Below are 22,278 nucleotides of genomic sequence, written 5' to 3'. Positions count from 1 at the left end.
TTTAAGTATGTTAAATACAATAGCATAAGTTTTTTAATTTGTAATCATAAAAATATAAAAGCAAGCAAAAAAAATAAAGTTATTAAATATAAATTATTGATAATAAAGAAATAAAAAATAGATTCAAAAATATGTTCTGCTCCCTTTATTTAGAGCAGAACTATTTAGTTTAGATGTTTTATTTATAGCCGCCTGCTGCCTGTAAAAGCCCTAAAATATCATCAGAGTTTTCATTATATGCTATTAAATAAGGGGAAACTCCGTCATTATTTTTTTTGTTTGGGTCAGCTCCAGCAGTTAAAAGCAGACGGACCATATCAATATTTTTTAATTTAGTTGCCCATATAAGAGCAGTATCTCCATTTTTATTTGCAGCATTTACATCTGATTTTGCTTTTATTAGTGTATCAACCATAGCAGTATCTGCAGAAGTAACTGCAATAATTAATGGTATATTGCCAAGATTATTTCTAATATTTACATCAGCACCGTTTGCAATTAAACTTTGAGTTAAGTAAAGGTAGTTATTTGCAACAGCTGTAAAAAGTGGAGTATTTCCTGTGTTTTTATCCCTTGCATTTGGATTTGCTCCCATTTTTATAGCATAAACTGCACCGTCTGTATCATTTTTTGCAGCTTTATCAAATAATGCAATAGAAGCATCATCAAAAGTTTTCATATTCTGCCCCAGTATTCTTTGAAGTTGAGCAAATCCGTTATCGCGTGCTAAATCAAAAGCATTTTTATCTTCTTTATTTTTAACTTGAATATTCGGTTTATGTTTTAAAAGCTCTCTCACCATTGGAGTATCCCCAGATAATGTGGCAGTCATAAGTGGAGTATTACCTATAGGGTCTTTTGCATTAATATCTGCACCTGCTTTCAAAAGGTCATTTGTAATATCAGTATTTCCCTGCTGCACTGTCATCATAAGCGGAGTATAACCTTTCCTGTTTTTTAAATCAGGGTTTAACCCTTTTGATAAAAGATTTTGCAGAGTATATTTATTATTTTCTACAGCAGCTTTCATAACTGCACCATTGCCTTTATTATCAACTACGGATGGATTTGCACCTTTTTTCATTAAATTATCAACTGTTTTTGTGTTGCCTGCTCTTGCAGCTATAAGAAGCGGTGTTTCTCCGTCACTGTTTCTGTCTTCTAGTTTTGCACCATTATCTATTAATAAGTCAGTAACATAAGTATTTGGCGAAGCAGCTGCATACATTAATGGAGTATTGCCGCCATTATCTCTGTCGTTAACAGGAAGTCCTGTTTTTAAAAGCCTGTTTACTGTATTATAAAGACCAAAATTTGATGCAATATGTAAGGCAGACTGGTTGTTTTTATTTTTATGTTTTGCATTTATTCCTTTATCAAGTAAAAGGTTTGCAATATCTTCATCACCGTTGCCAATAGCAGCAATCAACGCATTATCAAGAGTTTCAGGATTTAATTCATTAATGTTTGCATTATTCTCTAAAAGTTTTAAAAGCCTGTCATACTGCCCATTTGTAGCAGCAGTGATTAACGGTTTGTCTAACACAACAGCATTTTTATTTATTTTATTAAATGTTTTATCACCATCTACTTTTGGTGTTTCTCTTATTTCAGATTGATAGGAATACATATTTTGTGACTGGTTGGCTAAATCTAAATCATTAAGCAGGACAAGATGATTTAATTCTTCTTTATTATATAAAGCTGATGCATCAACTGCTATCATTTTAGTAAAGCCTTTATTATTTTTACTTGGAATCAGCTCTTTTATAATAAAAGCATCCTGTGGAGCAAATTTACTTAAATAGGTTTTAACATCATCCTGCGGCATCTCATATACACCGCCACCAGCAAAATCTATAATGATACCAAAATCATCACCATTTGATGAAAGAGCCTTGCTGCTGAAAGCATTCCAGCCGTTAATATCATTATTCAGTATTACAGGCACAGAAGATGAGCCGATTTTTTCAAAAGTTAATGGAATATTTTTTTATCCTGTGGAAGTCTGAAAAAAACAGGCAGATTTACTTCTTTTTTATTGATTTTATATAAAAAAGTTTCCTTAGAAGCAATTTTCTGAGTAGAAGGGTCTTTAAATATGTTATTTTTATTAGCACAGCCTAATGCTGTTAAAATTACTGCAAGTATAATTAATATTCTGCGCATGCTCATAAGCTCCTTACTGAATAATATAAATAGTAAAGCAAGAAATATGCCATTAAATAAATTTAAACAATTTTAATAAAATCTTATATAAAATTCAAGAACTACTTGTATAAAACTAATAATTAATATACATTATTATATATAAGGTGATTTTTGCACGAGAATTATCTTATGCAGGATATTATATATCAGCAGAAAAACGGCGGTATATTTGTATATTTTTTTATCATATTAGGAGCGAAATATGAGTATCGAAACAATCGGGCTTAGAGCCGTTATAACTTCTAATCCTCGTCCAAGAGATTATGTCAATAAAAATTTAGCTGTTGCAAAAGCACGCAGAGATTATTTTAGTGAAAGTATTAAGCTTTCTAAAATGGCAGTAAATAAAAGAATAGAAATGGAATCTGAAACAATAGCTGCTATTAACAGATTTAATAAAAATGGTCAATGGTCACCAAAGCCAAATCTTAATTATCATAAACCGTTAAAGACTGGCAGTGCTTATTCTGCTATGGCTCAGGCAGCTAGAAGATTTGATATGACTGTGTAACTTTATTATAAATTTTAATAATTATTCTGTAATTATTTCCTGCTTTTATATGGACTTACTTAAAAAAATAGATAGTTTAAGTAGATTATACATTACTGCAATATATATAATTTAGATTTTTTGCCTTTAAAGTCAGGCTCAAAATCACTTAAATGTGAAATTTTTGAGTAAGTTCAAGGTTTGAAATACATATATACCCATAATAAATATAGTAGATAATTTAAAGTTCATAAAATCACACTAAGCTTGATTTATAACGAAATATCTAAAAACATATTTTTATTTTGTAAATAACTCTACTTCTGCATTTTTTATAGAATTAAGCATTTTTCTATACCCTGTAATATCAAAAGAGTTAATAGTTTCCAATATTGATTTATTACTATTTTCTAATAAATTTATGGATATTGTATTACTGCTTATAAGAAATTTTTCCAGCTGTGTATAGTTTTCTTTTGTTCTGTTATCACTATCTACTGCTCTTTTATAAAAAGCATTTTTTATTTTCTCATTGATTGTATTATTATCAAATTCTGAAATCTGCACAAATTTTGATATTACAGTGTTTTTTAAGCCTTTATCACTAAAATCAAGTGCAAATGATGCAGGACTGTTATTTAAAATATTATTATATATAACTCTTAAATCATTATCATAAACATTAGGGACTTTCATTTGACCTTGGAAAAAACCAATATTATCTGCATTGATATTAAAGGTAACTATTTTAAATTCCTTAGATACTTTGCCTAGTGTATATGATATGCGTCCTTGAAAGTTTACATTGTTATACCCTAATTTAGATGCATACTCTCCATACTGCTTAAAAACTTTTGCAGCAGTATATGCAGTGCCGCCTTTTAAATCAGCCTGAACATTTAGTGGAACCGGTATGCCTGAAACAATATGATTAAACTCTGTTTCTTTAATAAAAAAAGCCTTTTCATCATAGCATGAAATAAGAATATCTGATATTTTTAAGTGTCTGTTTAATATATTATATGAAACATCCCCATAATTGATAGAGCATACGCCCTGTATTGATTTTGTAAATGATGCAACTTTTGATTTTGCATTAGCATTTGCAATAAAATATGCAGTTATAGGAGCAATTATTATTAAACAGATTAAAATAGATACTACAAATATAATTATTTTCTTTTTGCTTAGGGTCATAACACACCATACCATATAAATATCTATGAATTATTTTTATATTAAAGCAGATAAAAAGTAAATAAAAAACTATACATAGGATTATTATGATTATATACACTAATCTTGCTAAATTAAAAACAAATGTATATAAAAATATCAGCTATACAGGCAAAAATTACAGCCTGCATATTAGTCTTTGGTTAATTTTAATGACTGATGGCGAAGATTTTCTACAAGCATAGAAAGTTCATCAATTGATTTATCTAAATCAGAAAGTGTCTGCTGTGCTGTATTAATAAGTGAATAAGATATTTCAATATCATTTGAAATATTGTATTCTTTTCTCATAATCTCATTCATAGCTCGCTCCATAATGTTTTCATCATGAAGACTGTTTTGCAAATAATGTGCCAAATTACTCATAGTATCATCCTCCATACATATTATCGGATAATATTATTTTTTCTTAATTGAATTATTAGATATTTTTATATATGATTGTAAAAACATAATAAGTTTTATAGCTGTAAAGCATAAAGGGAGCATAATATAATATGTTATATATTACTGATGAAATAATAGATAAAATAATAAAGGAAGATGTACCTTATTCTGATATTACTACAGAAATGCTTGGCATTGGTGAAGAAAATGGTACTATTTCTTTTTATACAAGAAGCGAAGGTGTAATAGCTGGAGCAGGGCTGGCAGGAAAAATTTTCACAAAACTAGGATGTGAAATATTATCAGAAGTTAAAGACGGAGAAAAACTTTCTACAGGAAGTCTTATTTTAAAAGCAAAAGGGAAAGCTGAAGCACTGCATACTGGCTGGAAAGTATCTTTGAATACATTAGAATATCTTTCAGGTATTGCAACTCTTTGCAGGGAAATGGTGGACATTGCTCATTCAGTGAATCAAAATATAATACTTGCAGCTACAAGGAAATCTATGCCGCTTTCAAGGGAGCTTGTAACTCTTGCATTTCAGGCAGGTGGTGTTTCTGCTCATAGATTAGGACTTTCAGAAACTGTGCTTATCTTTAAGCAGCATATAGAATTTATTGGCGGATTTGATAATATAGAAAGAGTAATAAAATCATCAAATCATAAAATGGTGGAAAAAAAGATAATATTAGAAACAGAAAATATGCAGGACAGCTTAAAAGCTCTTCACTATGATTTTATTGACGGTCTGCAGCTTGATAAATTAAGTCCTGATGAAATAAAAAATATTGTAAAAGAAAGAAACAGCATAAATCCTAAAATGCTTATACTTGCAGCTGGTGGTATAAATAAAGGCAATATAAAAGAATATGCAGCATCAGAGGCAGATGTGATAGTATCATCAGCTTTTTTTCATGCGTTACCACTTGATATTAAAGCTGTAATTGAAAGAAAGAAGTAGTATTTTTTTGTATAATAAGTTACTCATTTTTATAGTTTTTTATCCACATACTTACTTTACAAAAATTAAAAAAAGATTATAATATCAGATAAGCATATTTATATTTAAAATATGAGGTTGTGCTATGGCAAAAAGTGAAATAAAAATATATAAAGAAAGGTGCAAAGGCTGCGAAATATGCGTTGTGCTTTGTCCTGCACAGGTGCTTGATATGCAGGATTTTAAAGTGCATATTGCAGATATAGAAAAATGCACAGCATGTATGCAGTGTGAGTTAAGATGTCCTGATTTTGCAATAGAAGTTACGAGGTTATAGTATGGAAAAAGAGCGTAAATTTTTACAAGGCAACGATGCTGTTGCATTAGGTGCATTATATGCAGGGTGTAAATTTTTTGCAGGCTATCCTATTACTCCGTCAACAGAAGTTGCAGAGCGTCTTGCTGCATGGCTTCCATCTCATGGTGGCAGGTTTATACAAATGGAAGATGAAATTAGTGCAATGGCAGCAGTTATTGGAGCTTCCCTTGCTGGTGCTAAATCACTTACTGCTACAAGCGGTCCTGGTATGTCATTAAAATTAGAAAATTTAGGATATGGATATATGGCAGAAGTGCCATGTGTTGTTTTAAATGTTATGCGTGGCGGACCGTCAACAGGCACTCCAACAGGTCCTGGACAGGCAGATATTATGCAGGCTCGCTGGGGAACTCATGGGGACCATCCATGTATTGCTCTTACACCATCAACAGTTTATGAGCAGTTCAGCCAGACAGTCAGAGCATTTAATTTAGCAGAAAAATATCGCATGCCTGTAATTATTTTATCAGATGAGATTATAGGGCATATGAGAGAAGCTATAGAAATACCTGCAAAAGGCGAGCTTGAAATAATAGATAGATTAAAACCAGTATGCAGTGCAGAAGATTACAAGCCTTATGATAACAGCCAGCCTGTTTCACCACTTGCACCATTTGGCTCGTGTTACCGCTACCATGTTACAGGGCTTAATCATGATGAATACGGCTTTCCAACAAACAGCTCTAAATTAATAGGTATACAGGAAGAAAGACTTTTATCAAAAGTAGAAAAAAATTATGATGATATAGTATTAACAGAACATTTTCACTGTGATGATGCAGAATATATTATTTTTGCTTTTGGAAGTTCTGCTCGTGCTTCAAAAGATGCAGTGCTTAATTTAAGAAAAAAAGGTATAAAAGCAGGACTTTTAAAACCATTAACTATATGGCCGTTTCCAGATATTGATATACTTAAATATGCAGGAAAAGTGAAAGGGTTTTTAGTTCCAGAATTAAGCCTTGGTCAAACTGTAAGAGAAGTTAGCCGTGCAGTAAATGGTAAATGCAGAGTGGAGCATATATACAGGGTAGACAGTGAGCCTGTCTCACCTGCACAAATAAAAAAAGCAGTGGAGGCGATGTAATGGCTTATAATTATGAGGAATATATAAGAAAAGGCAGACTGCCGCATATATGGTGCCCCGGCTGTGGATATGGGATTATAATGAAATCAATGATTAGAGCAATAGCTTCTATGGGCTGGAGTAAAGATGAAACAGTTATCGCTTCAGGTATAGGCTGTGCAAGCCGCCTGCCCGGTTATCTTGATTTTAATACACTGCATACAACTCACGGCAGAAGTTTAGCTTTTGCAACAGGTATAAAACTTGCAAATCCAGCTTTAAAAATAGTTGCTCTTGGTGGCGATGGAGATATGAGTGCTATTGGCGGCAACCACTTTATACATGCATGCAGAAGAAATATAGATATGACAGTGATTATATTTAATAATAATATTTATGGTATGACTGGCGGTCAGTATTCGCCAACTACTCCTGCTGGGGCAAAAGCATCTACTGCACCTTTTGGTATGCTTGAGCCTGATTTTGATTTATGTAAACTTGCCATTGCAGCAGGAGCAACCTTTGTTGGCAGAAGCACATCTTACCATGCACTGCCTATGGAAAAACTTTTTAAAGAAGCTTTTTCGCATAAAGGTCTTTCCGTTGTGGAGATTATTACAGGCTGTCCAACAGGATTTGGCAGAAAAAATAACCAAAAAACACCTGCAAGTATGCTCTTGTGGCAGAAAGAACATACAGTTAATAAAAAAATGGCTGAAAATATGAGTGCGGAAGAACTAGAAGGTAAATTTATTACTGGCATTCTGCACCATGATACAAGCAAAGATGAATATGTAGAAAATTATGATAAAGTTACTGGGTTTACTCTGGAGCATGGAGGTAAATAATGAGATACGATATTAGATTTTCAGGCTCTGGTGGTCAGGGTATTATTACAGCAGGTATTCTTTTGGCTCAGGCTGCAGCTATAAAGGGCGGTAAAAATGCAGTGCAAAGCCAGTCTTATGGTCCAGAAGCAAGGGGCGGTGCCAGTAAAGCAGAAGTAATCATAAGTGATGATGAAATAAATTATCCTAAAATAGTAAATCCTGATATTGTAATATCATTAACACAGGAAGCTTATAATAAATATGCAGTTGATTTAAAAGATGATGCAGTAGTAATTGTAGATGCTTCAATGGTGCATGAATATGATAATACAAAATATACAATATATAATGTGCCAGTAATTACAACAGTTTCAAAAGAATTAGGCAGTTCAGTATCTGCAAATATTGCTGTTCTTGGAGTAGTAAATGAAATATGCTCTATTGTAAAACATGAGTATCTTTTAGATGTTATTATTGATAACTTTCCAGCTCGTGCTGCTGAAAATAACAAAAAAGCATACAATATAGGTATAGAACTGGCAAAAAAAGCATTAGGAGAATAATTTAAATGAGTGAAAACCCGCTTTATAAAAAGGCATATTTTCAATGTGCAAGAAGAGCAATACTTGAAAATGAAGTATTAATGAAAAAATTTATTGCAGAAAAAGTAAAAGATAGTTACAGCGACGAAAAATTAATCAGATTAAATGAGCTGCTTACAAAAATGTATGATAATGATATGTTTGATTTAATAATGGGGACAAAATCAGCAGAAGATTTAAAAAATTTATATGACTATGAAATATGCAGAGAAATAGAAGTATATGCAAAAGAGCTGCAGGCAAAAGGTGAAGCAGTAATATAAGGTAATTTGACATAGATTTTTGCATATTGTATAGTTTTATAGTCTTTGTGTCTTACTGAGTATTCATGCGAAGTAAATAAATTTATCTTTTATTAAAAAATACATCCCTGTATTTTTTAAATTACACTCTGCCGAAACAAGTTCGGCTATCGCTTACTTTCAGATGGCTCGTCCTGAGCCTGAAAGGCGAAGTATCTATAAAATCATTTAATATTTAAATCTATCATTATATTTTTGCTGATTTTAAGATTTTTATTATCATTTATTACTTTGCAGGAAAAACCATCACAGATTACAGTTTTACTGGATTTTTTATCCTTATTTTTATCTGTTTTCTTATCTGCATTATTACTGCACTTTTGCATTTTATTCTCCAAGAATACTTATTAGTGCATTATAGGCAATATCTATGGCAGTATCAAGCTGTTCTTCTGTAATAATTAAGGCAGGGTTAAAATACAGCACATTTCCAAGTGGTCTTAATATTAAGCCATTTGCAAGTGCTTTTTTATATATCTGGTATCCTATTCGTTTTTCTGCATTAAAAGGCTTTTTAGTGTTTTTATCTTCCACAAGCTCCATAGCATTAATAAGACCAATATGGCGTATTTCTCCAATATTTTTATGGTCTTTAAATCTTTCCACCATTTTTCTGTTAAGGTATTCTGCCGTGATTTGTGCTTTTTCTATTATTTTATCCTGCTCTAAAATATCAAGCACTGCATTTGCTGCTGCACATCCTAATGGGTTGCCACTGTATGTGTGAGAGTGCATAAAGGCTTTACCTTTATTATAATCATCATAAAAAGCATAATATATTTCATCTGTTGTCATAGTAATAGACATAGGCATATATCCGCCTGTTAAACCTTTAGATATACACATAATATCAGGGCTTATACCTGCATGGTCAAAGGCAAACATTCTGCCAGTTCTTCCAAATCCAGTGGCTATTTCATCAGCTATTAAAATAACACCATATTTATTGCAAATATCTCTTAATTTTACAAGATACTCTTTTGGATATATTCTCATACCTGCACTGCCCTGTAAAAGTGGCTCTAAAATAATAGCACAAGTTTCCATTCCATATTTTTCAAATGCTGCTTCTGCATATATAAAACATTCTGTGCTGCATGTATCTCTATGCTTATTAAAAGGGCATCTGTAACAGTCTGGTGCAGTAATTCTTATGGAATCTATTAAAATAGGCTCATAAATTTTAGCATATAAATCAAGGGCACCAACAGATAATGCACCAATGGTTTCACCATGATAGCCTTCACTTAAACACATAAATTTTCTTTTTTCTGGATGACCGCTTTGATATTGATACTGAAAGCTCATTTTTAATGCACTTTCAACAGCAGCAGAGCCGTTGTCAGAAAAATTGCATTTATTTAAACCACGAGGTGCAATATTAACTAATTTTTCACTTAGATTAATTGCACCAGTGTGAGAAAAATTTGCAAATATTACATGTTCCAGCTTATCAAGCTGCTCTTTAACTGCACTGCTTATTTTTTCATTACAGTGACCTAAAAGATTACACCACCATGAGCTTATTATATCAATATATTCTTTTCCATATATATCATACAAATAAATACCTTTGCCCTTTTCTATAATCATTGGTGCAAGGCTTTCATAATCTTTCATTTGAGAGCAGGGATGCCATATATATTTTAAGTCCTTTTCTTCAAGGGATGTATATTGTGCCATATTATTCTCCAAATATGTTTTTTAAATCAATATTAATATTATTGTCTTTATGGTTTACTACTGCAAGCAGCCTGAGCTTTGAATTTTCTGTAATAAATTTTATATTTTCCTGCTCTATAAGACTGTCCTTATAGTCATTAAATATTATGCCTTTTATATCTATCTTTTTATCTCTCATATAGTATACAGAAAGCATTGCATTATTTATTGCTCCAAGTCCTGTATTTGAAACTAAAATACAGGAAGTATTAAGAGATTTTATAATTTCCTTTGTATAAATAGGCTTATAATCATCAGTAAATGGGCAAAAAATGCCACCTGCACCTTCTATTAAAATATAGTCATATTTTTCTGATAATTTATTATAGCTGTTTACTACTTTTTCCATATTAAATGGCTTATTTTCAAGTTTTGCAGCAAGATGAGGCGATGCAGGATATTCATAAATAAAAGAGCCCATATTTTTAGTATCTTCATTTAATCCGCTTATTTCTTTAACATATTCAATATCCCCTGCATATATTCTGCCCTGTCTTCTTTCAGCACCGCTTAAAACTGGTTTAAAATAACAGGCATTCATATTTTCATTTATCATTTTTTTCATAATCAGAGCAGAAACATAAGTTTTGCCTATATCTGTCCCTGTGCCTGTTATAAATATAGATTTACTCAATTTATCAGCTCTACAATATATCCAGTTTCTTTTATAATCTGCATATCAGTATCAACAGATATACCGCAGGTTGTAAGCATATCGCCAGTAATTGCAGCATTTGCACCAGATAAAAATGCTTTTTTGCCTTTATCTTTTAAAATAGACCTGCCACCAGCAAGGCGGATAAAAGCATCAGGAATAATAAAACGAAATATGGCTGTAGTTTTTAATATTTCTTCTTCGCTTAATGGCTTATTGTTTTCAAAAGGCGTGCCTTTTACAGGGGAAAGTATATTTAAAGGCACAGATTTTATATTTAATTTTTCAAGTGAAAAAGCTAAATCAATTCTATCCTGCATACTTTCTCCAAGCCCTATAATACCGCCGCTGCATACAGAAAGGTTGGATTTTAATGCAGCTTTTAAAGCATTTACTTTATCATCAAAAGTATGGGTAGAGCAGACTTTTGGAAAAAAGTTTTTAGAAGTTTCAAGGTTATTATGCACTCTTTCAAGCCCTGCATCTTTTAATTTCTTAAAGTTTTCGTCTGAAAGCAGTCCAAGAGAAGCACATATTGAAATATTTGATTTTGATTTAATCTCTTTTATAGTTTCTGCTAATATATTCACATCTTTATCAGTTAATGCTTTGCCTGATGTTACAATAGAAAAACGCAGCACACCTTTTTCAGCCATATATAAAGCATTTTTTATAATTTCATCCTTATCAAGTATAGGATACTCATTAATATTTGTTTTATAATGGGCAGACTGTGCACAAAATTTACAGTCTTCACTGCATCTTCCACTTTTTGCATTTATAATTGAGCATATATCAAAAATATTGCCGCAAAAATGCTTTCTAATTTCATCTGCTGCACTTATCAGCTGATTTATGGGAGCATCAGCTAATGAAAGAGCTTCACCATAAGTTATTTTTTCCTCTGATAAAATTTTGTTTTTTATTTTATTTACCATCATCATTGCCTTTATTTATAAATGGTTTTAATTTTAAAGCTATACGGGCAGATAAAAGACATAAAAGTAAATCGCCCGGCACAGTATATACAAAGCAGAAAAGAAATATCTCTTTAAAAGTTAACGAATTTTGTATTACATAATGGGAAATAATATAATAGTAAGGGATGCCAATAATATGTAAAATAATAAGCCCGCAGAAAGAAGCAAACATATAGTTTTTTGTATTCGGCTGCATTTTAGTTGATATTATGCCTGTTACAAATGCAGAAAAAATAAAACCTATAATATAGCCAAAAGTAGGAAAAACAACATAAGTAATGCCGCCTCCTGCTGTGAATACTGGAAGTCCTGCAAGCCCAAGTGCTGCATATATAAACACACTTAATCCGCCGTATTTTGCACCCAGTAAAAGACCAGCAAGCGAAACAAATAAAAACTGCAGTGTAAAAGGGATAACAGGAACTGGAATTTTAATAAATGCTCCAAGTATAATTAATGTAGTAAACAGGCCAGTATAAGCTGCATACCGTGTGTTATTTTGTGTCATAAACTTACCTCGCAAGATAAAAGATTTTCTTCTATGCCATTTTCAAAAAGCACAGAAAGCCTGCATTTATCATCAATACCTTTTACAAATGCTTTCTGCATAATACCATCTTTTTCAACAGTTATATTTTTCCCAGTTAAAAAAGACCTTGATTTATAAGTGTTTAGAAATGTCATATCAGAAAGATTTTTATAGTATTCATAAAATATTTCTATGACTTTTGCAGTAATTTCACATCTTATTTTATTATCAAACAAACTGCGGGAAAAAGCTGCTCCTGCAATATTTTTTATATCTTTATGGTAGCTTTCTTTTGGCTCAAAAACATTAATGCCTATACCAAGAGCAGCATAGTCAACAGTGCCGCTTTCCATATCAAGATGGGCTTCTGTTAGTATGCCGCATATTTTTTTGCCATTATAAAATATATCATTTACCCATTTTATTTGTGTATCCATATTATAAAGCTGCTTAATGGCTTCTGTAACAGCAGCAGCTGCTGCTGTTGTAATATATAAACTTTCAGAAAAATGAACATTTGGTCTTAAAAGTATGGAAAAATAAGTGCCAGCATTATCAGGTGAATAAAATATTCTTCCCTTTCTTCCTCTGCCGTTGCTTTGGCTGTCTGCAACAACTGTTATAAATTCTTCTGCACCCTGTCTGCCGTATTCCATAATAATATCATTTGTAGAAGTAACATTAGGTATATATTCTATTTTTACAGGCAGCTGCATATATGACTTAATAATTTCCCCAGTAAATATGCCGCCACTGTCTAGTGTATAGCCTTTATTCTGAACAGCATAAATATTGCACCCGTCTTTTCTAAGACTGTTTACTGCTTTCCATACAGCATTACGGCTTACATTAAAAACTTCTGCCAAATATTGACCAGAAATAAATTCTGTATTTTTTTCGTTTAGAAGATTAAATATTTTTTCCTTTAAATTCATTTTCCACCACTTCAATAATAATACACACAAAAATATTATTGTCAACTATTTTTATTTTATTAGTTGATAATAGAACAATATTTATGAAATAACAAAGTAAAATATATATTCAGCAGCCAATTTTGGAAAAATATTGATAAATCAATAAATTATACTGTATATTTTTATAAAAATGATATATCATATTAAAATGAATAGTAACTTTAAAAGTATAAAATACAAATGGATATATAATTCTGTTGATAAAAATCTAATTGAAGAAACTGCATACAAACATAATATGCCAAAGCCTGTTGCAGAATTAATGCTGAAAAAAGGAATATCATCTCCAGATGATATTGAAAACTTTTTTAACGGCTCTTTAAAATCTTTAAGAAATCCTTTTGAAATAAGTGATATGGAAAAGGCAGCAGAGCGTATTGCAAAAGCTGTTATGAATCATGAACGAATATGTATTTATGGCGATTATGATGTAGACGGCATTACTGCCACAGCTTTATTATATATATTTTTAATGCAGTGTGGTGCAAATGTATCTTACTATATTCCAAACAGATTAGAAGAAGGCTATGGGCTTAATAAGGAAGCTGTAAAAGAAATAGCTGCAAGGAAAACAAACCTTATTATTACAGTAGACTGCGGCATAAGTGCTGTCCAAGAAGTGCTTGAAGCATCTATACATGGAATGGATATTATTATTACAGACCACCACCAGCCATCAAAAGAACTGCCTGTTGCAGCTTATGCTATCATAAACCCTATGCGTGAAGACGATACTTATCCTAATAAAACATTAGCTGGAGTAGGTGTAGCTTTCAAAACTGTCATGGCATTAAGGTTTGTGCTTAAAAAATATGATTTTTTTAAGCAGGAAGTGCCAAATATAAGAAACCTTTTAGATATTGTTACTCTTGGCACAATAGCAGATGTTATGCCCCTTGTTGATGAAAACAGGATATTTGTCCGCCATGGTTTAGAGCTTATGAGCGGGGAAAATGTCCGTATAGGGATAGATGAGCTTAAAAAAACAGTTGAAAATTTATCAGCATCTAAAAAAATGAAAACATCAAATATAGGCTTTCAGCTTGCTCCGCGTATTAATGCTATGGGTAGAATGGCAAGTTCAGAGAAAAGTTTTAAACTGCTTGTTACTCAAAACAGAAGTGAAGCTAAACAGCTGGCATTAGAGCTTGATAATGAAAATAAATACAGGCAGATGATAGAAAGAGACATTTTGCAGCAGACTTATGATTTAATAGAGAAAAACCAATATGCAGAGCTTCAGTCAGGTCTTGTAATCGCTTCTGATAACTGGCATCCGGGTGTTATAGGGATAGTAGCATCGCGGGTAGTAGATAAATACTTTAAACCGACAGTTATTTTAACAGAAGATAATGGAGTATATAAAGGCTCAGCAAGAAGTATACCGGGATTTCATCTATATGATGGGTTAAGCAGCTTATCAGATATATTAATATCTTTTGGGGGTCATAAATATGCTGCTGGAGTTAAACTTGAAAAGAAAAATCTTGAAGAATTTAGAAACAGGTTTAATGAAGTAGTAAAAACTTCCTTAAAAGAAGAAGATTTTATACCAGAAATATATATTGATGCAGAAATAGATTCAAAAGATATAACAAATGAAGTAATGCAGTGGCTTGAAAAATTAGAGCCTTATGGTCAGGGCAATAAAGAGCCTGTATTTTTTATGAAAAAAGTTTTTAAATATCAGGTAGAAACATTTGTTGGCAAGAATTTTAACCATTTAAAATGTGTTTTTGAAAAAAATGGGCTTATTTTTGAAGCAATAGGCTATAATATGAAAGAATATAAGTCATTAATGGCAGAAAATGATAAATTTGATATTCTTTTTTCTCTTGTTCATAATACATGGAAAAATACAAAAGTTATACAGCTTAACTTAAAAGATATAAAAAAATCTGATTAATACAAAAGTATATATCTGTAATACACTATCAAATCTTTTATATATTTTATATTTTAAAAAACAGAAAAGCAAATAAATTTTGTAAAATTACTTGATACTTATATCATTCCATTTTATAATACATATTATTTTTTATGGTATTTGCTAATGAGTATTCAAAAAACAATCAGACTTATGGATATTCAGGATAAAGTTGTAAGCAATAATCCTGAAGCCCAGATAGATAAATTAAATATTGCTTATGTTTATGCAGCCCAGCAGCACAGGGGGCAGATTAGGCAGAGCGGTGAGGCATATCTTTCCCACCCGTTAAATGTTGCCTACATTCTTGCTGAAATGAAAATGGATATTGACTGTATTATTGCAGGGCTTCTGCATGACACTATTGAAGATACTGATACTACTTATGAAGTGATAGAAGAAATGTTTGGCTTATCTGTTGCATTTTTAGTAGATGCAGTATCAAAAATCAGCAAAATTCCATTCCAGTCAAAAGAAGAAAAACAGGCAGAATCTTTTAGAAAAATGCTTATATCTATGAGTGATGATATAAGAGTTATTATTATTAAGCTGGCAGACAGACTGCATAATATGCGAACTATTGAAAGCCTGAGAGAAGATAAACAGAAACGCATTGCAAGAGAAACTATGGATATTTATGCTCCACTTGCAGACAGGCTTGGTATTGCATGGATAAAATGGGAGTTAGAAGATAGAGCATTCCGCATATTAAACCCTGAAATGTATTATGAAATACACCATAAAGTAAAAATGAAACGGGGTGAGCGGGAAGAATATTTAAGTGAAGTTAAAGATATTATTTCTCTTGCTCTGCAAAAAGCAAATATTGAAGGGGAAATATCTGGCAGACCAAAACATTTTTACAGTATATATTCTAAAATGATTAAAAAAGGCACATCATTTGAAGATATTTTTGATTTGCTTGCACTTCGTGTTATTGTTAATACAAAATCAGACTGTTATTCTTCTCTTGGTATTATTCATTCTTTATGGACACCTATACCGCACCGAATAAAAGACTATATTGCAAATCCAAAAGCAAATATGTATCAGTCAATACATACTACTGTTATGGGTCCGGGTGGTATGATGGTAGAGTTTCAAATCCGCACAAGACAAATGCATAAAATAGCAGAAGAAGGGGTAGCAGCTCACTGGGCATATAAAGAAGGTCGTATATTTAACCCTAAAGAAGATAAACAGTTTGCATGGTTAAGGCATGCATTAGAAGATAATAATAAAGAAAAATCACCTACAGAGTTTGTTAATGCTATTAAAGAAGATGTATTCAGGGAGCAGATATTTGTTTTTACACCACACGGCCATGTGGTAGAGCTTCCTGTGGATTCTACACCTATTGACTTTGCCTATGCAATACATTCGCAGGTTGGTCATACTTGTGTTGGTGCAAAAATCAATGGCAGAATAGCACCATTAAAGGTAAAATTAAACAGTGGTGATAAAGTAGAGATTTTAACATCACAAACTCAGGAGCCTAGAAAAGACTGGCTGAATATTGTAAAAACTAACAGAGCTTATTCAAGAATTAGTGCTTTTTTACGGAAAAAAGATACAGAAAAAGCTATTTTAACAGGCAGAGAGATTTTAAATAAAGAGTTTAAACATTCTGGACTTGATTTTGAAGAAATCATTTCAGATAAGCAGGATTTGAAAAAAGCCCTTGATAAATTTTCAGTGCATAGTCTTGATGAATTAATCACTCATGTTGGGTTTGGTCAAATTTCGGCAAGGAAATTGCTACATCTTTTTTTACCTGATATAAGAGAAGAAGAAATAGATGTTGTAAAGCAGGTTATTAACAGGAAACTAGAGCCATTTAAGATAAGCGGTGTAGATAATATGATGATTAAAACTGCTAAATGCTGCTCGCCTTTGCCGGGAGATGCTATTAAAGGCTATGTTTCTACAGGCAGGGGAATAATTGTCCATAAAGCAGACTGTCCAAATATTACAAGACTGGAAGAAAATAAAGACAGGATAGTTGATGTTGAATGGGATAACTCTGATAAGCTGAGTATGCCTGTTAAATATAAAGCGATACTTGAAGATATATCTGGTGTATTTGTTGAAATATCCACTATCATAAAAGATATGGGCTTAAATATTCATGAAATGAATATAAAAAACTATGGTGACGGCACAGCAAAAATGGAATTTGTTGTAATGGTTAAAAATAAAAAGCAGTCAGATATGCTTTCTGAAAAAATATGCAGCAATAAGCATGTTATTTCAGTAAAACAAAGTTAATTTTTGGAGATTTATATGTTTGATGGAAAAAATATTTTAATTACTGGCGGAACAGGGACTTTTGGCAAGCAGTTTGTAAAATTTGTTGCTGAAAAATATAAACCAAATAAGATAATTATTTTTTCCAGAGATGAATTTAAACAGTATGAAATGGAAAGAAAATATAAAAATATAGCTAATCTTCGTTTTTTTATTGGTGATGTAAGAGACAGGGATAGGTTAAACCGTGCATTTTACGGTGTAGATTATATAGTTCATGCAGCAGCTTCTAAACAAGTGGTTGCAGCAGAATATAACCCTTTTGAAGCTATTAAAACAAATATAATAGGGGCTGAAAATGTAATAGAAGCTGCTATTGATGCAGGTATAAAAAAGGTAGTTGCTTTATCTACAGATAAGGCTGCAAACCCTATAAATCTGTATGGTGCAACAAAACTTGCAAGTGATAAACTTTTTGTAGCAGGTAATGCTTATGCAGGCGGCAGAGTTACAAGATTCAGCGTTGTTAGATATGGTAATGTGCTTGGCAGCCGCGGCTCTGTTCTGCCATTATTTTTAGAGCAGAAGAAAAAAGGTGTGATTACCATAACAAATAGATATATGACAAGGTTCTGGATAACTATTGAACAGGCAATAAATCTTGTGATTAAAGCATTTCACGAAATGGAAGGCGGGGAAATATTTGTTCCTAAAATTCCATCTGCAACTATGGAAGATTTTGCAAAAATAATCGCACCAGAATGTAAAATAGAAGATATAGGCATTAGACCCGGTGAAAAAATGCATGAAGTAATGATACCAAGTGATGATGCAAGGCACACTTTGGAATTTGATGACCATTATAGAATTATGCCTGAATTTAGAAACTGGGAAACAATATCAAAGTCTACAAATGGAAAATCTCTGCCTGATGATTTTTGTTATTCAAGCGATAATAATCCTGAAAAAATAAACCCTGAATTTTTATGCAGAATAGCACAAGATGTTCAAGAAAAAATAAATGAAATGGCAAAATAAAATGGAAAAAATTACCTATGGCAGGCAGACAATCAGTCAGGAAGATAAAGATATAGTAGTAAAAGCACTTTATTCTTCTGCAATTACTCAAGGCGAATATGTGCCTGCTTTTGAAAAAGCATTAAAAGAATATACTGGTGCAAAATATGCAGTTGCAGTATCTTCTGGCACAGCTGCTTTACACATTGCTTATGCTGCTCTTGGGTTAAAAGAAAATGATGAGATAATAACATGTGCTAATACATTTGCTGCAACAGGCAATGCTGCCCTTTATATAAAAGCAAAAGTTAAGTTTGCAGATATAAAGCCTGATGACTTTTTAATAGATGAATATAAAATAAATCCACTTGTTACAAAAAATACAAAAATTATTGTGCCAATTCACTATGCAGGGCTTACATGCAATATGGAAGAGATTAGCAAAACTGCTGAAAACTATAATATTAAAATAGTAGAAGATGCATGTCATGCACTTGGCAGCTGTTATAAAAACAGCAAAACAGGCAGCTGCAAATATTCTAATGCAGCAGTTTTCAGCTTTCACCCTGTAAAGCATATTACAACAGCAGAAGGCGGAGCAATACTTACAAATGATGAAGAAGTATATAAAACAAGCATTTTACTTCGCAGTCATGGTATGGAAAAAGTAAATTTTAAAAATGTTCCAGACAGCCCCACATATCACGAAATGCAGTTATTAGGATATAATTACAGAATGACTGATATTCAAGCTGCTCTTGGTATAAGTCAGCTGAAAAGGGCAGATGATTTTATAAAAAGACGGCTTGATATTGCAGATATATATTATGATGCTTTTAAAGATAATAATAAAATAACTATGCAGAAAAAATATAGTGACAGACTTAACTCTCATCATTTATTTCCAGTGCTTTTTGAAACTAATGAGTTAAGAGATAAAGTATATTATTATTTAAAAGAAAATAATATATTTACTCAAATCCACTATATGCCTGTAAATAAGCACCCTTATTATGAAATATTAGGATATGATTATAAAGAAACACCGCTTGCCTATGATTTTTACAGACGGGAGCTTTCTCTGCCTGTTTATCCACTTTTAACTAACGAAGAAGTTTATTTTGTAATAGATAAAATCAGCACTGCATTAAAGGTATTGTAATGAAAACAGGGATAGTTATTCAAGCAAGGCGTTCTTCAACAAGACTTAAAGATAAAATATTAATGGAGCTTCCTGCAGGAAGCGGTATATCTATGCTTGGCAGAGTAATAATGCGTGCTAAAAAAGTATGTGATAATGTTATTCTTGCAACAAGTGATAATCAAGATGATGATTTAACAGAGCAGGAAGCCTTAAAATATGGTGCAGATGTATTCAGGGGCAGCCTTGACGATGTGCTTATGCGTTATATTAAAGCATGCGAAAAATATGGTATAGAACGAGTTGTGCGAATTACAGCAGACTGCCCGTGCATTGATGATGAAGTTATAAAAGAATGTATAAAAATTCATGAAAATTCATCTGCTGATTATGTATCAAATGTAGAAAAAAGAACATTTCCGCACGGGCTTGATACGGAAGTAATAACATTAGCTGCTTTAAAAAGAACTGACAGGGAAGAAAAAGATGTAAAAGTCAGAGAGCATGTTACATGGCATGCAAGAAAAAATGACAGTTATATAAAAATAGATTTTTTAGAGAAAAGCGGGCATGATTATTCTGATATTCGCATTACAGTTGATACTTATGAAGATTATGCTTTAATGAATATTGTTTATTTTATGCTGGGCAGTGATTTTAATTATAAAGATATTATAAACCTTTTTGAGAAAAACAAATGGCTTAAAATATTAAATAATCAAATTTATCAAAAATATGTATGGAAAAACGAGCAGGAAGAAATAGCAGAAGCATTAAAACTGCTTAAATTAAATGGTATGAATAATGCTTTTAAATTATTAGAGAGAAACCAATGAATATATATCTTTTAGGCAAAAAAAGTAATCAGCTTATTTATAAAATACTTTCACTAAAAACAAGCTGCGACAGATTGATATTACCCAAAACTATTAATAATATAAATTATATGTATGGGGGGGGGTATGCAGCCTGTGGACTTACACCTTTGCAGAAAAGAGAAATTTATTTAGTGGTTTAGTTCAAAATTTTTGGATAAGTATAAAGCAGTATATAAAATAAACAAGTTAAGAAGAAATATATTATATTAATTTTCTTCTTAATAATATAAGAAGGAAATTAATAGATGGATTTTATTGATTTTAAAATGCTTTCTGAAACATACATAAATGATATATATATATGGAGAAATAGTGATATAGTCCGCTCTAATTCATTTAATAGAAATGAAATATCAATTATTGAGCATAGAGAGTTCATTAAATCATTAAATGAAGATATTACAAAGAAATATTTTTTAGCAGTTCTTGATAATGAGCCTGTGGGAGTTGTTGGATTTACTGATATACATAACAGAACGGCAAATCTAGGGTATTATAAAAATCCTTTTACAAAAAAAACAGGTATAGGAAAACTGCTTATAAATAAGGCTTGTGAATATGCTGCTATTACATTAAACCTAGAATTATTAATAATGAAAGTATTTAAAACAAATTTAATTTCCATACACTGCATAACACAATGCGGTTTTACTGAAAATAAAAGAGATGATGAAGTAATAGAATATATATTAAAGTTAAATAAATATGGCAAAAGATGAAAATAGCAGATTTTGAAATAGGAAAAGACAAAACATTTATTATAGCAGAGCTTTCTGCAAACCATAACGGCAGCCTTGATTTAGCTGTTAAAACTATTGAAGCAGCAGCCCGTGCCGGAGCAGACGCTGTGAAACTGCAAACTTACAGGGCAGATACTATTACACTTAATTCTAATGACGAGAATTTTATTATAAAATCAGGCTCATTATGGGACGGTTTAACATATTATCAGCTTTATGATAAAGCACACACACCATGGCAGTGGCATAAAACATTAAAAGAAACTGCTGAAAAGTCAGGGCTTATACTGTTTTCTTCCCCTTTTGATAAAGTGGCAGTAGATTTTTTAGAAGAATTAAATATGCCTGCATATAAAATAGCATCATTTGAAATAAATGATTTGCCTTTAATAGAATATACTGCTAAAAAAAATAAACCTGTAATAATGTCAACAGGTGTTGCATCATATCAGGAAATAGAAGATGCAGTTAATGTATGCAGAAAAGCTGGCAATAATGATATAATACTTTTAAAATGCACAAGCAGCTATCCTGCCCCTGTGGAAGATGCAAATCTTTTAATGATAAAAAAAATCAGTGAAGATTTTAACTGCATTACAGGGCTTTCTGACCATACATTAGGCAATATTACAGCTGTAACAGCCGCAGCACTCGGTGCAAAAGTGATTGAAAAGCATTTTATACTTGATAAATCAATCAACTCTCCAGATGCTGCATTTTCTCTTGATGAAAAAGAATTTAAGCATTTTGTAGATGATATAAGAACAGCAGAAAAATCTCTTGGATATATAGATTATACCATAAATAAGGCAGTGCAGAAAAACAGGCATTTTATGCGAAGCCTTTATGTTATAAAAGATATAAAGAAAGGGGAAAAATTTACTTCTGAAAATATTGGCTCATTTCGTCCTAATTTAGGAATAAGTCCAAAATATTATAATGAAATATTAGGCAGAAAAGCAGGTAAAGATATAAAAGCAAATACACCTTTGAAAAATGAATTAATAGATTAAGGAGAACA

Annotated in this window: 25 protein-coding genes; 15 read left to right on the top strand and 10 right to left on the bottom strand. The window is 31.7% G+C overall.

Translation table 11 applies throughout. The features are described 5' to 3' along the window. Window positions 1-178: 178 nt before the first annotated feature. On the bottom strand, window positions 179-1,951 hold the full coding sequence (locus N508_RS07150) for an ankyrin repeat domain-containing protein (RefSeq protein ID WP_251930598.1): 1,773 nt from the start codon (window positions 1,949-1,951) through the stop codon (window positions 179-181). Window positions 1,952-1,977: 26 nt separating this feature from the next. Next, complete coding sequence (locus tag N508_RS07145) at window positions 1,978-2,169, bottom strand: hypothetical protein (protein WP_251930596.1); 192 nt, start codon at window positions 2,167-2,169, stop codon at window positions 1,978-1,980. A gap of 244 nt (window positions 2,170-2,413) precedes the next feature. Here N508_RS07145 and N508_RS07140 point away from each other — a divergent pair, with 244 nt between their 5' ends. Continuing rightward, window positions 2,414-2,722 (top strand): hypothetical protein, encoded by a 309-nt coding sequence (locus tag N508_RS07140; RefSeq protein WP_023275744.1) that lies wholly within the window; start codon window positions 2,414-2,416, stop codon window positions 2,720-2,722. A gap of 279 nt (window positions 2,723-3,001) precedes the next feature. Here the strand turns inward: N508_RS07140 and N508_RS07135 are convergent, their stop codons facing one another. Together N508_RS07135 and N508_RS07130 are read right to left on the bottom strand one after the other, a co-directional pair. Next, window positions 3,002-3,898 (bottom strand): hypothetical protein, encoded by an 897-nt coding sequence (locus tag N508_RS07135; protein ID WP_023275743.1) that lies wholly within the window; start codon window positions 3,896-3,898, stop codon window positions 3,002-3,004. A gap of 171 nt (window positions 3,899-4,069) precedes the next feature. Further along, window positions 4,070-4,303: a hypothetical protein gene (locus N508_RS07130; RefSeq protein ID WP_023275741.1), complete on the bottom strand. Its 234-nt coding sequence runs from the start codon at window positions 4,301-4,303 to the stop codon at window positions 4,070-4,072. 131 nt (window positions 4,304-4,434) lie between these two features. Here N508_RS07130 and modD point away from each other — a divergent pair, with 131 nt between their 5' ends. The 6 genes from modD to N508_RS07100 all read left to right on the top strand — a co-directional run bounded on the left by modD (window position 4,435) and on the right by N508_RS07100 (window position 8,405). Continuing rightward, window positions 4,435-5,286 carry a ModD protein gene (gene modD / locus N508_RS07125; RefSeq protein ID WP_023275740.1) on the top strand — a complete coding sequence of 284 codons (852 nt, stop codon included), beginning with the start codon at window positions 4,435-4,437 and terminating at the stop codon, window positions 5,284-5,286. A 124-nt stretch (window positions 5,287-5,410) separates the two neighbouring features. Then, complete coding sequence (locus N508_RS07120; protein ID WP_023275739.1) at window positions 5,411-5,602, top strand: 4Fe-4S binding protein; 192 nt, start codon at window positions 5,411-5,413, stop codon at window positions 5,600-5,602. A 1-nt stretch (window position 5,603) separates the two neighbouring features. Next, on the top strand, window positions 5,604-6,731 hold the full coding sequence (locus tag N508_RS07115; protein ID WP_023275738.1) for a 2-oxoacid:acceptor oxidoreductase subunit alpha: 1,128 nt from the start codon (window positions 5,604-5,606) through the stop codon (window positions 6,729-6,731). After that, a complete protein-coding gene (locus N508_RS07110; protein ID WP_023275737.1) occupies window positions 6,731-7,558 on the top strand; it encodes a 2-oxoacid:ferredoxin oxidoreductase subunit beta in 828 nt (275 codons plus the stop codon). Before N508_RS07115 ends, N508_RS07110 begins: the two co-directional genes overlap by 1 nt. Next, complete coding sequence (locus N508_RS07105) at window positions 7,558-8,103, top strand: 2-oxoacid:acceptor oxidoreductase family protein (RefSeq protein WP_023275736.1); 546 nt, start codon at window positions 7,558-7,560, stop codon at window positions 8,101-8,103. The genes N508_RS07110 and N508_RS07105 overlap by 1 nt, the downstream gene beginning before the upstream one ends. Window positions 8,104-8,108: 5 nt before the next feature. Then, complete coding sequence (locus tag N508_RS07100) at window positions 8,109-8,405, top strand: FAD assembly factor SdhE (RefSeq protein WP_023275735.1); 297 nt, start codon at window positions 8,109-8,111, stop codon at window positions 8,403-8,405. Between the two features lie 203 nt (window positions 8,406-8,608). Here the strand turns inward: N508_RS07100 and N508_RS07095 are convergent, their stop codons facing one another. Genes N508_RS07095 through N508_RS07070 form a run of 6 tightly spaced genes read right to left on the bottom strand, consistent with a single transcriptional unit; the run spans window position 8,609 to window position 13,265 of the window. Continuing rightward, window positions 8,609-8,770 carry a hypothetical protein gene (locus N508_RS07095; RefSeq protein ID WP_023275734.1) on the bottom strand — a complete coding sequence of 54 codons (162 nt, stop codon included), beginning with the start codon at window positions 8,768-8,770 and terminating at the stop codon, window positions 8,609-8,611. A gap of 1 nt (window position 8,771) precedes the next feature. Beyond that, window positions 8,772-10,127 (bottom strand): adenosylmethionine--8-amino-7-oxononanoate transaminase, encoded by a 1,356-nt coding sequence (gene bioA / locus N508_RS07090; protein WP_023275733.1) that lies wholly within the window; start codon window positions 10,125-10,127, stop codon window positions 8,772-8,774. A 1-nt stretch (window position 10,128) separates the two neighbouring features. Then, the gene (bioD, locus tag N508_RS07085) at window positions 10,129-10,800 is read right to left on the bottom strand and encodes a dethiobiotin synthase (protein WP_023275732.1); all 672 of its coding nucleotides are present in this window, start codon (window positions 10,798-10,800) and stop codon (window positions 10,129-10,131) included. Beyond that, window positions 10,797-11,765, bottom strand: a complete 969-nt coding sequence (bioB, locus tag N508_RS07080; RefSeq protein WP_040636856.1) for a biotin synthase BioB — start codon at window positions 11,763-11,765, stop codon at window positions 10,797-10,799. The genes bioD and bioB overlap by 4 nt, the downstream gene beginning before the upstream one ends. After that, window positions 11,749-12,309: a biotin transporter BioY gene (locus N508_RS07075; RefSeq protein WP_023275730.1), complete on the bottom strand. Its 561-nt coding sequence runs from the start codon at window positions 12,307-12,309 to the stop codon at window positions 11,749-11,751. The genes bioB and N508_RS07075 overlap by 17 nt, the downstream gene beginning before the upstream one ends. Further along, window positions 12,306-13,265, bottom strand: a complete 960-nt coding sequence (locus N508_RS07070; protein WP_023275729.1) for a biotin--[acetyl-CoA-carboxylase] ligase — start codon at window positions 13,263-13,265, stop codon at window positions 12,306-12,308. Before N508_RS07070 ends, N508_RS07075 begins: the two co-directional genes overlap by 4 nt. Before the next feature lie 190 nt (window positions 13,266-13,455). Between N508_RS07070 and recJ the strand changes: the two genes are divergently transcribed. The 8 genes from recJ (at window position 13,456) to pseI (ending at window position 22,270) form a co-directional block, all read left to right on the top strand. After that, on the top strand, window positions 13,456-15,213 hold the full coding sequence (gene recJ, locus N508_RS07065) for a single-stranded-DNA-specific exonuclease RecJ (protein WP_040636854.1): 1,758 nt from the start codon (window positions 13,456-13,458) through the stop codon (window positions 15,211-15,213). Between the two features lie 147 nt (window positions 15,214-15,360). Continuing rightward, the gene (locus N508_RS07060; RefSeq protein ID WP_023275727.1) at window positions 15,361-17,502 is read left to right on the top strand and encodes a RelA/SpoT family protein; all 2,142 of its coding nucleotides are present in this window, start codon (window positions 15,361-15,363) and stop codon (window positions 17,500-17,502) included. A gap of 15 nt (window positions 17,503-17,517) precedes the next feature. Next, a complete protein-coding gene (pseB, locus tag N508_RS07055; RefSeq protein ID WP_023275726.1) occupies window positions 17,518-18,519 on the top strand; it encodes a UDP-N-acetylglucosamine 4,6-dehydratase (inverting) in 1,002 nt (333 codons plus the stop codon). Window position 18,520: 1 nt separating this feature from the next. Further along, entirely contained in the window at window positions 18,521-19,660 is a 1,140-nt protein-coding gene (pseC, locus tag N508_RS07050) for a UDP-4-amino-4,6-dideoxy-N-acetyl-beta-L-altrosamine transaminase (protein ID WP_023275725.1), read from the top strand. Continuing rightward, window positions 19,660-20,475: a cytidylyltransferase domain-containing protein gene (locus N508_RS07045; protein ID WP_023275724.1), complete on the top strand. Its 816-nt coding sequence runs from the start codon at window positions 19,660-19,662 to the stop codon at window positions 20,473-20,475. The genes pseC and N508_RS07045 overlap by 1 nt, the downstream gene beginning before the upstream one ends. After that, a complete protein-coding gene (locus tag N508_RS07040; RefSeq protein WP_023275723.1) occupies window positions 20,472-20,657 on the top strand; it encodes a hypothetical protein in 186 nt (61 codons plus the stop codon). The genes N508_RS07045 and N508_RS07040 overlap by 4 nt, the downstream gene beginning before the upstream one ends. A 105-nt stretch (window positions 20,658-20,762) precedes the next feature. Next, entirely contained in the window at window positions 20,763-21,236 is a 474-nt protein-coding gene (gene pseH / locus N508_RS07035) for a UDP-4-amino-4,6-dideoxy-N-acetyl-beta-L-altrosamine N-acetyltransferase (RefSeq protein WP_023275722.1), read from the top strand. Further along, window positions 21,233-22,270: a pseudaminic acid synthase gene (gene pseI / locus N508_RS07030; RefSeq protein ID WP_023275721.1), complete on the top strand. Its 1,038-nt coding sequence runs from the start codon at window positions 21,233-21,235 to the stop codon at window positions 22,268-22,270. Before pseH ends, pseI begins: the two co-directional genes overlap by 4 nt. The last annotated feature ends 8 nt before the right edge of the window (window positions 22,271-22,278 follow it).

Origin of the sequence: Mucispirillum schaedleri ASF457 (genome assembly GCF_000487995.2) — a bacterium.
Classification (GTDB): Bacteria; Chrysiogenota; Deferribacteres; order Deferribacterales; family Mucispirillaceae; genus Mucispirillum; species Mucispirillum schaedleri.
The sequence above is the reverse complement of the archived record's forward strand: the minus strand, read 5'-3'. Positions and strand labels throughout refer to the sequence as shown.

Bases quoted from the DNA above. Each gene is read 5' to 3' on its own strand.
- recJ (WP_040636854.1), top strand. From the start codon at position 13,456: ATGAATAGTAACTTTAAAAGTATAAAATACAAATGGATATATAATTCT.
- modD (WP_023275740.1), top strand. From the start codon at position 4,435: ATGTTATATATTACTGATGAAATAATAGATAAAATAATAAAGGAAGAT.
- N508_RS07060 (WP_023275727.1), top strand. From the start codon at position 15,361: ATGAGTATTCAAAAAACAATCAGACTTATGGATATTCAGGATAAAGTT.
- pseI (WP_023275721.1), top strand. From the start codon at position 21,233: ATGAAAATAGCAGATTTTGAAATAGGAAAAGACAAAACATTTATTATA.
- N508_RS07130 (WP_023275741.1), bottom strand. From the start codon at position 4,303: ATGAGTAATTTGGCACATTATTTGCAAAACAGTCTTCATGATGAAAAC.
- N508_RS07105 (WP_023275736.1), top strand. From the start codon at position 7,558: ATGAGATACGATATTAGATTTTCAGGCTCTGGTGGTCAGGGTATTATT.
- N508_RS07040 (WP_023275723.1), top strand. From the start codon at position 20,472: ATGAATATATATCTTTTAGGCAAAAAAAGTAATCAGCTTATTTATAAA.
- N508_RS07045 (WP_023275724.1), top strand. From the start codon at position 19,660: ATGAAAACAGGGATAGTTATTCAAGCAAGGCGTTCTTCAACAAGACTT.
- N508_RS07075 (WP_023275730.1), bottom strand. From the start codon at position 12,309: ATGACACAAAATAACACACGGTATGCAGCTTATACTGGCCTGTTTACT.
- N508_RS07110 (WP_023275737.1), top strand. From the start codon at position 6,731: ATGGCTTATAATTATGAGGAATATATAAGAAAAGGCAGACTGCCGCAT.
- pseC (WP_023275725.1), top strand. From the start codon at position 18,521: ATGGAAAAAATTACCTATGGCAGGCAGACAATCAGTCAGGAAGATAAA.
- bioB (WP_040636856.1), bottom strand. From the start codon at position 11,765: ATGATGATGGTAAATAAAATAAAAAACAAAATTTTATCAGAGGAAAAA.
- N508_RS07135 (WP_023275743.1), bottom strand. From the start codon at position 3,898: ATGACCCTAAGCAAAAAGAAAATAATTATATTTGTAGTATCTATTTTA.
- N508_RS07070 (WP_023275729.1), bottom strand. From the start codon at position 13,265: ATGAATTTAAAGGAAAAAATATTTAATCTTCTAAACGAAAAAAATACA.
- pseH (WP_023275722.1), top strand. From the start codon at position 20,763: ATGGATTTTATTGATTTTAAAATGCTTTCTGAAACATACATAAATGAT.
- N508_RS07140 (WP_023275744.1), top strand. From the start codon at position 2,414: ATGAGTATCGAAACAATCGGGCTTAGAGCCGTTATAACTTCTAATCCT.
- N508_RS07120 (WP_023275739.1), top strand. From the start codon at position 5,411: ATGGCAAAAAGTGAAATAAAAATATATAAAGAAAGGTGCAAAGGCTGC.
- N508_RS07115 (WP_023275738.1), top strand. From the start codon at position 5,604: ATGGAAAAAGAGCGTAAATTTTTACAAGGCAACGATGCTGTTGCATTA.
- bioA (WP_023275733.1), bottom strand. From the start codon at position 10,127: ATGGCACAATATACATCCCTTGAAGAAAAGGACTTAAAATATATATGG.
- N508_RS07145 (WP_251930596.1), bottom strand. From the start codon at position 2,169: ATGCGCAGAATATTAATTATACTTGCAGTAATTTTAACAGCATTAGGC.
- N508_RS07095 (WP_023275734.1), bottom strand. From the start codon at position 8,770: ATGCAAAAGTGCAGTAATAATGCAGATAAGAAAACAGATAAAAATAAG.
- N508_RS07100 (WP_023275735.1), top strand. From the start codon at position 8,109: ATGAGTGAAAACCCGCTTTATAAAAAGGCATATTTTCAATGTGCAAGA.
- pseB (WP_023275726.1), top strand. From the start codon at position 17,518: ATGTTTGATGGAAAAAATATTTTAATTACTGGCGGAACAGGGACTTTT.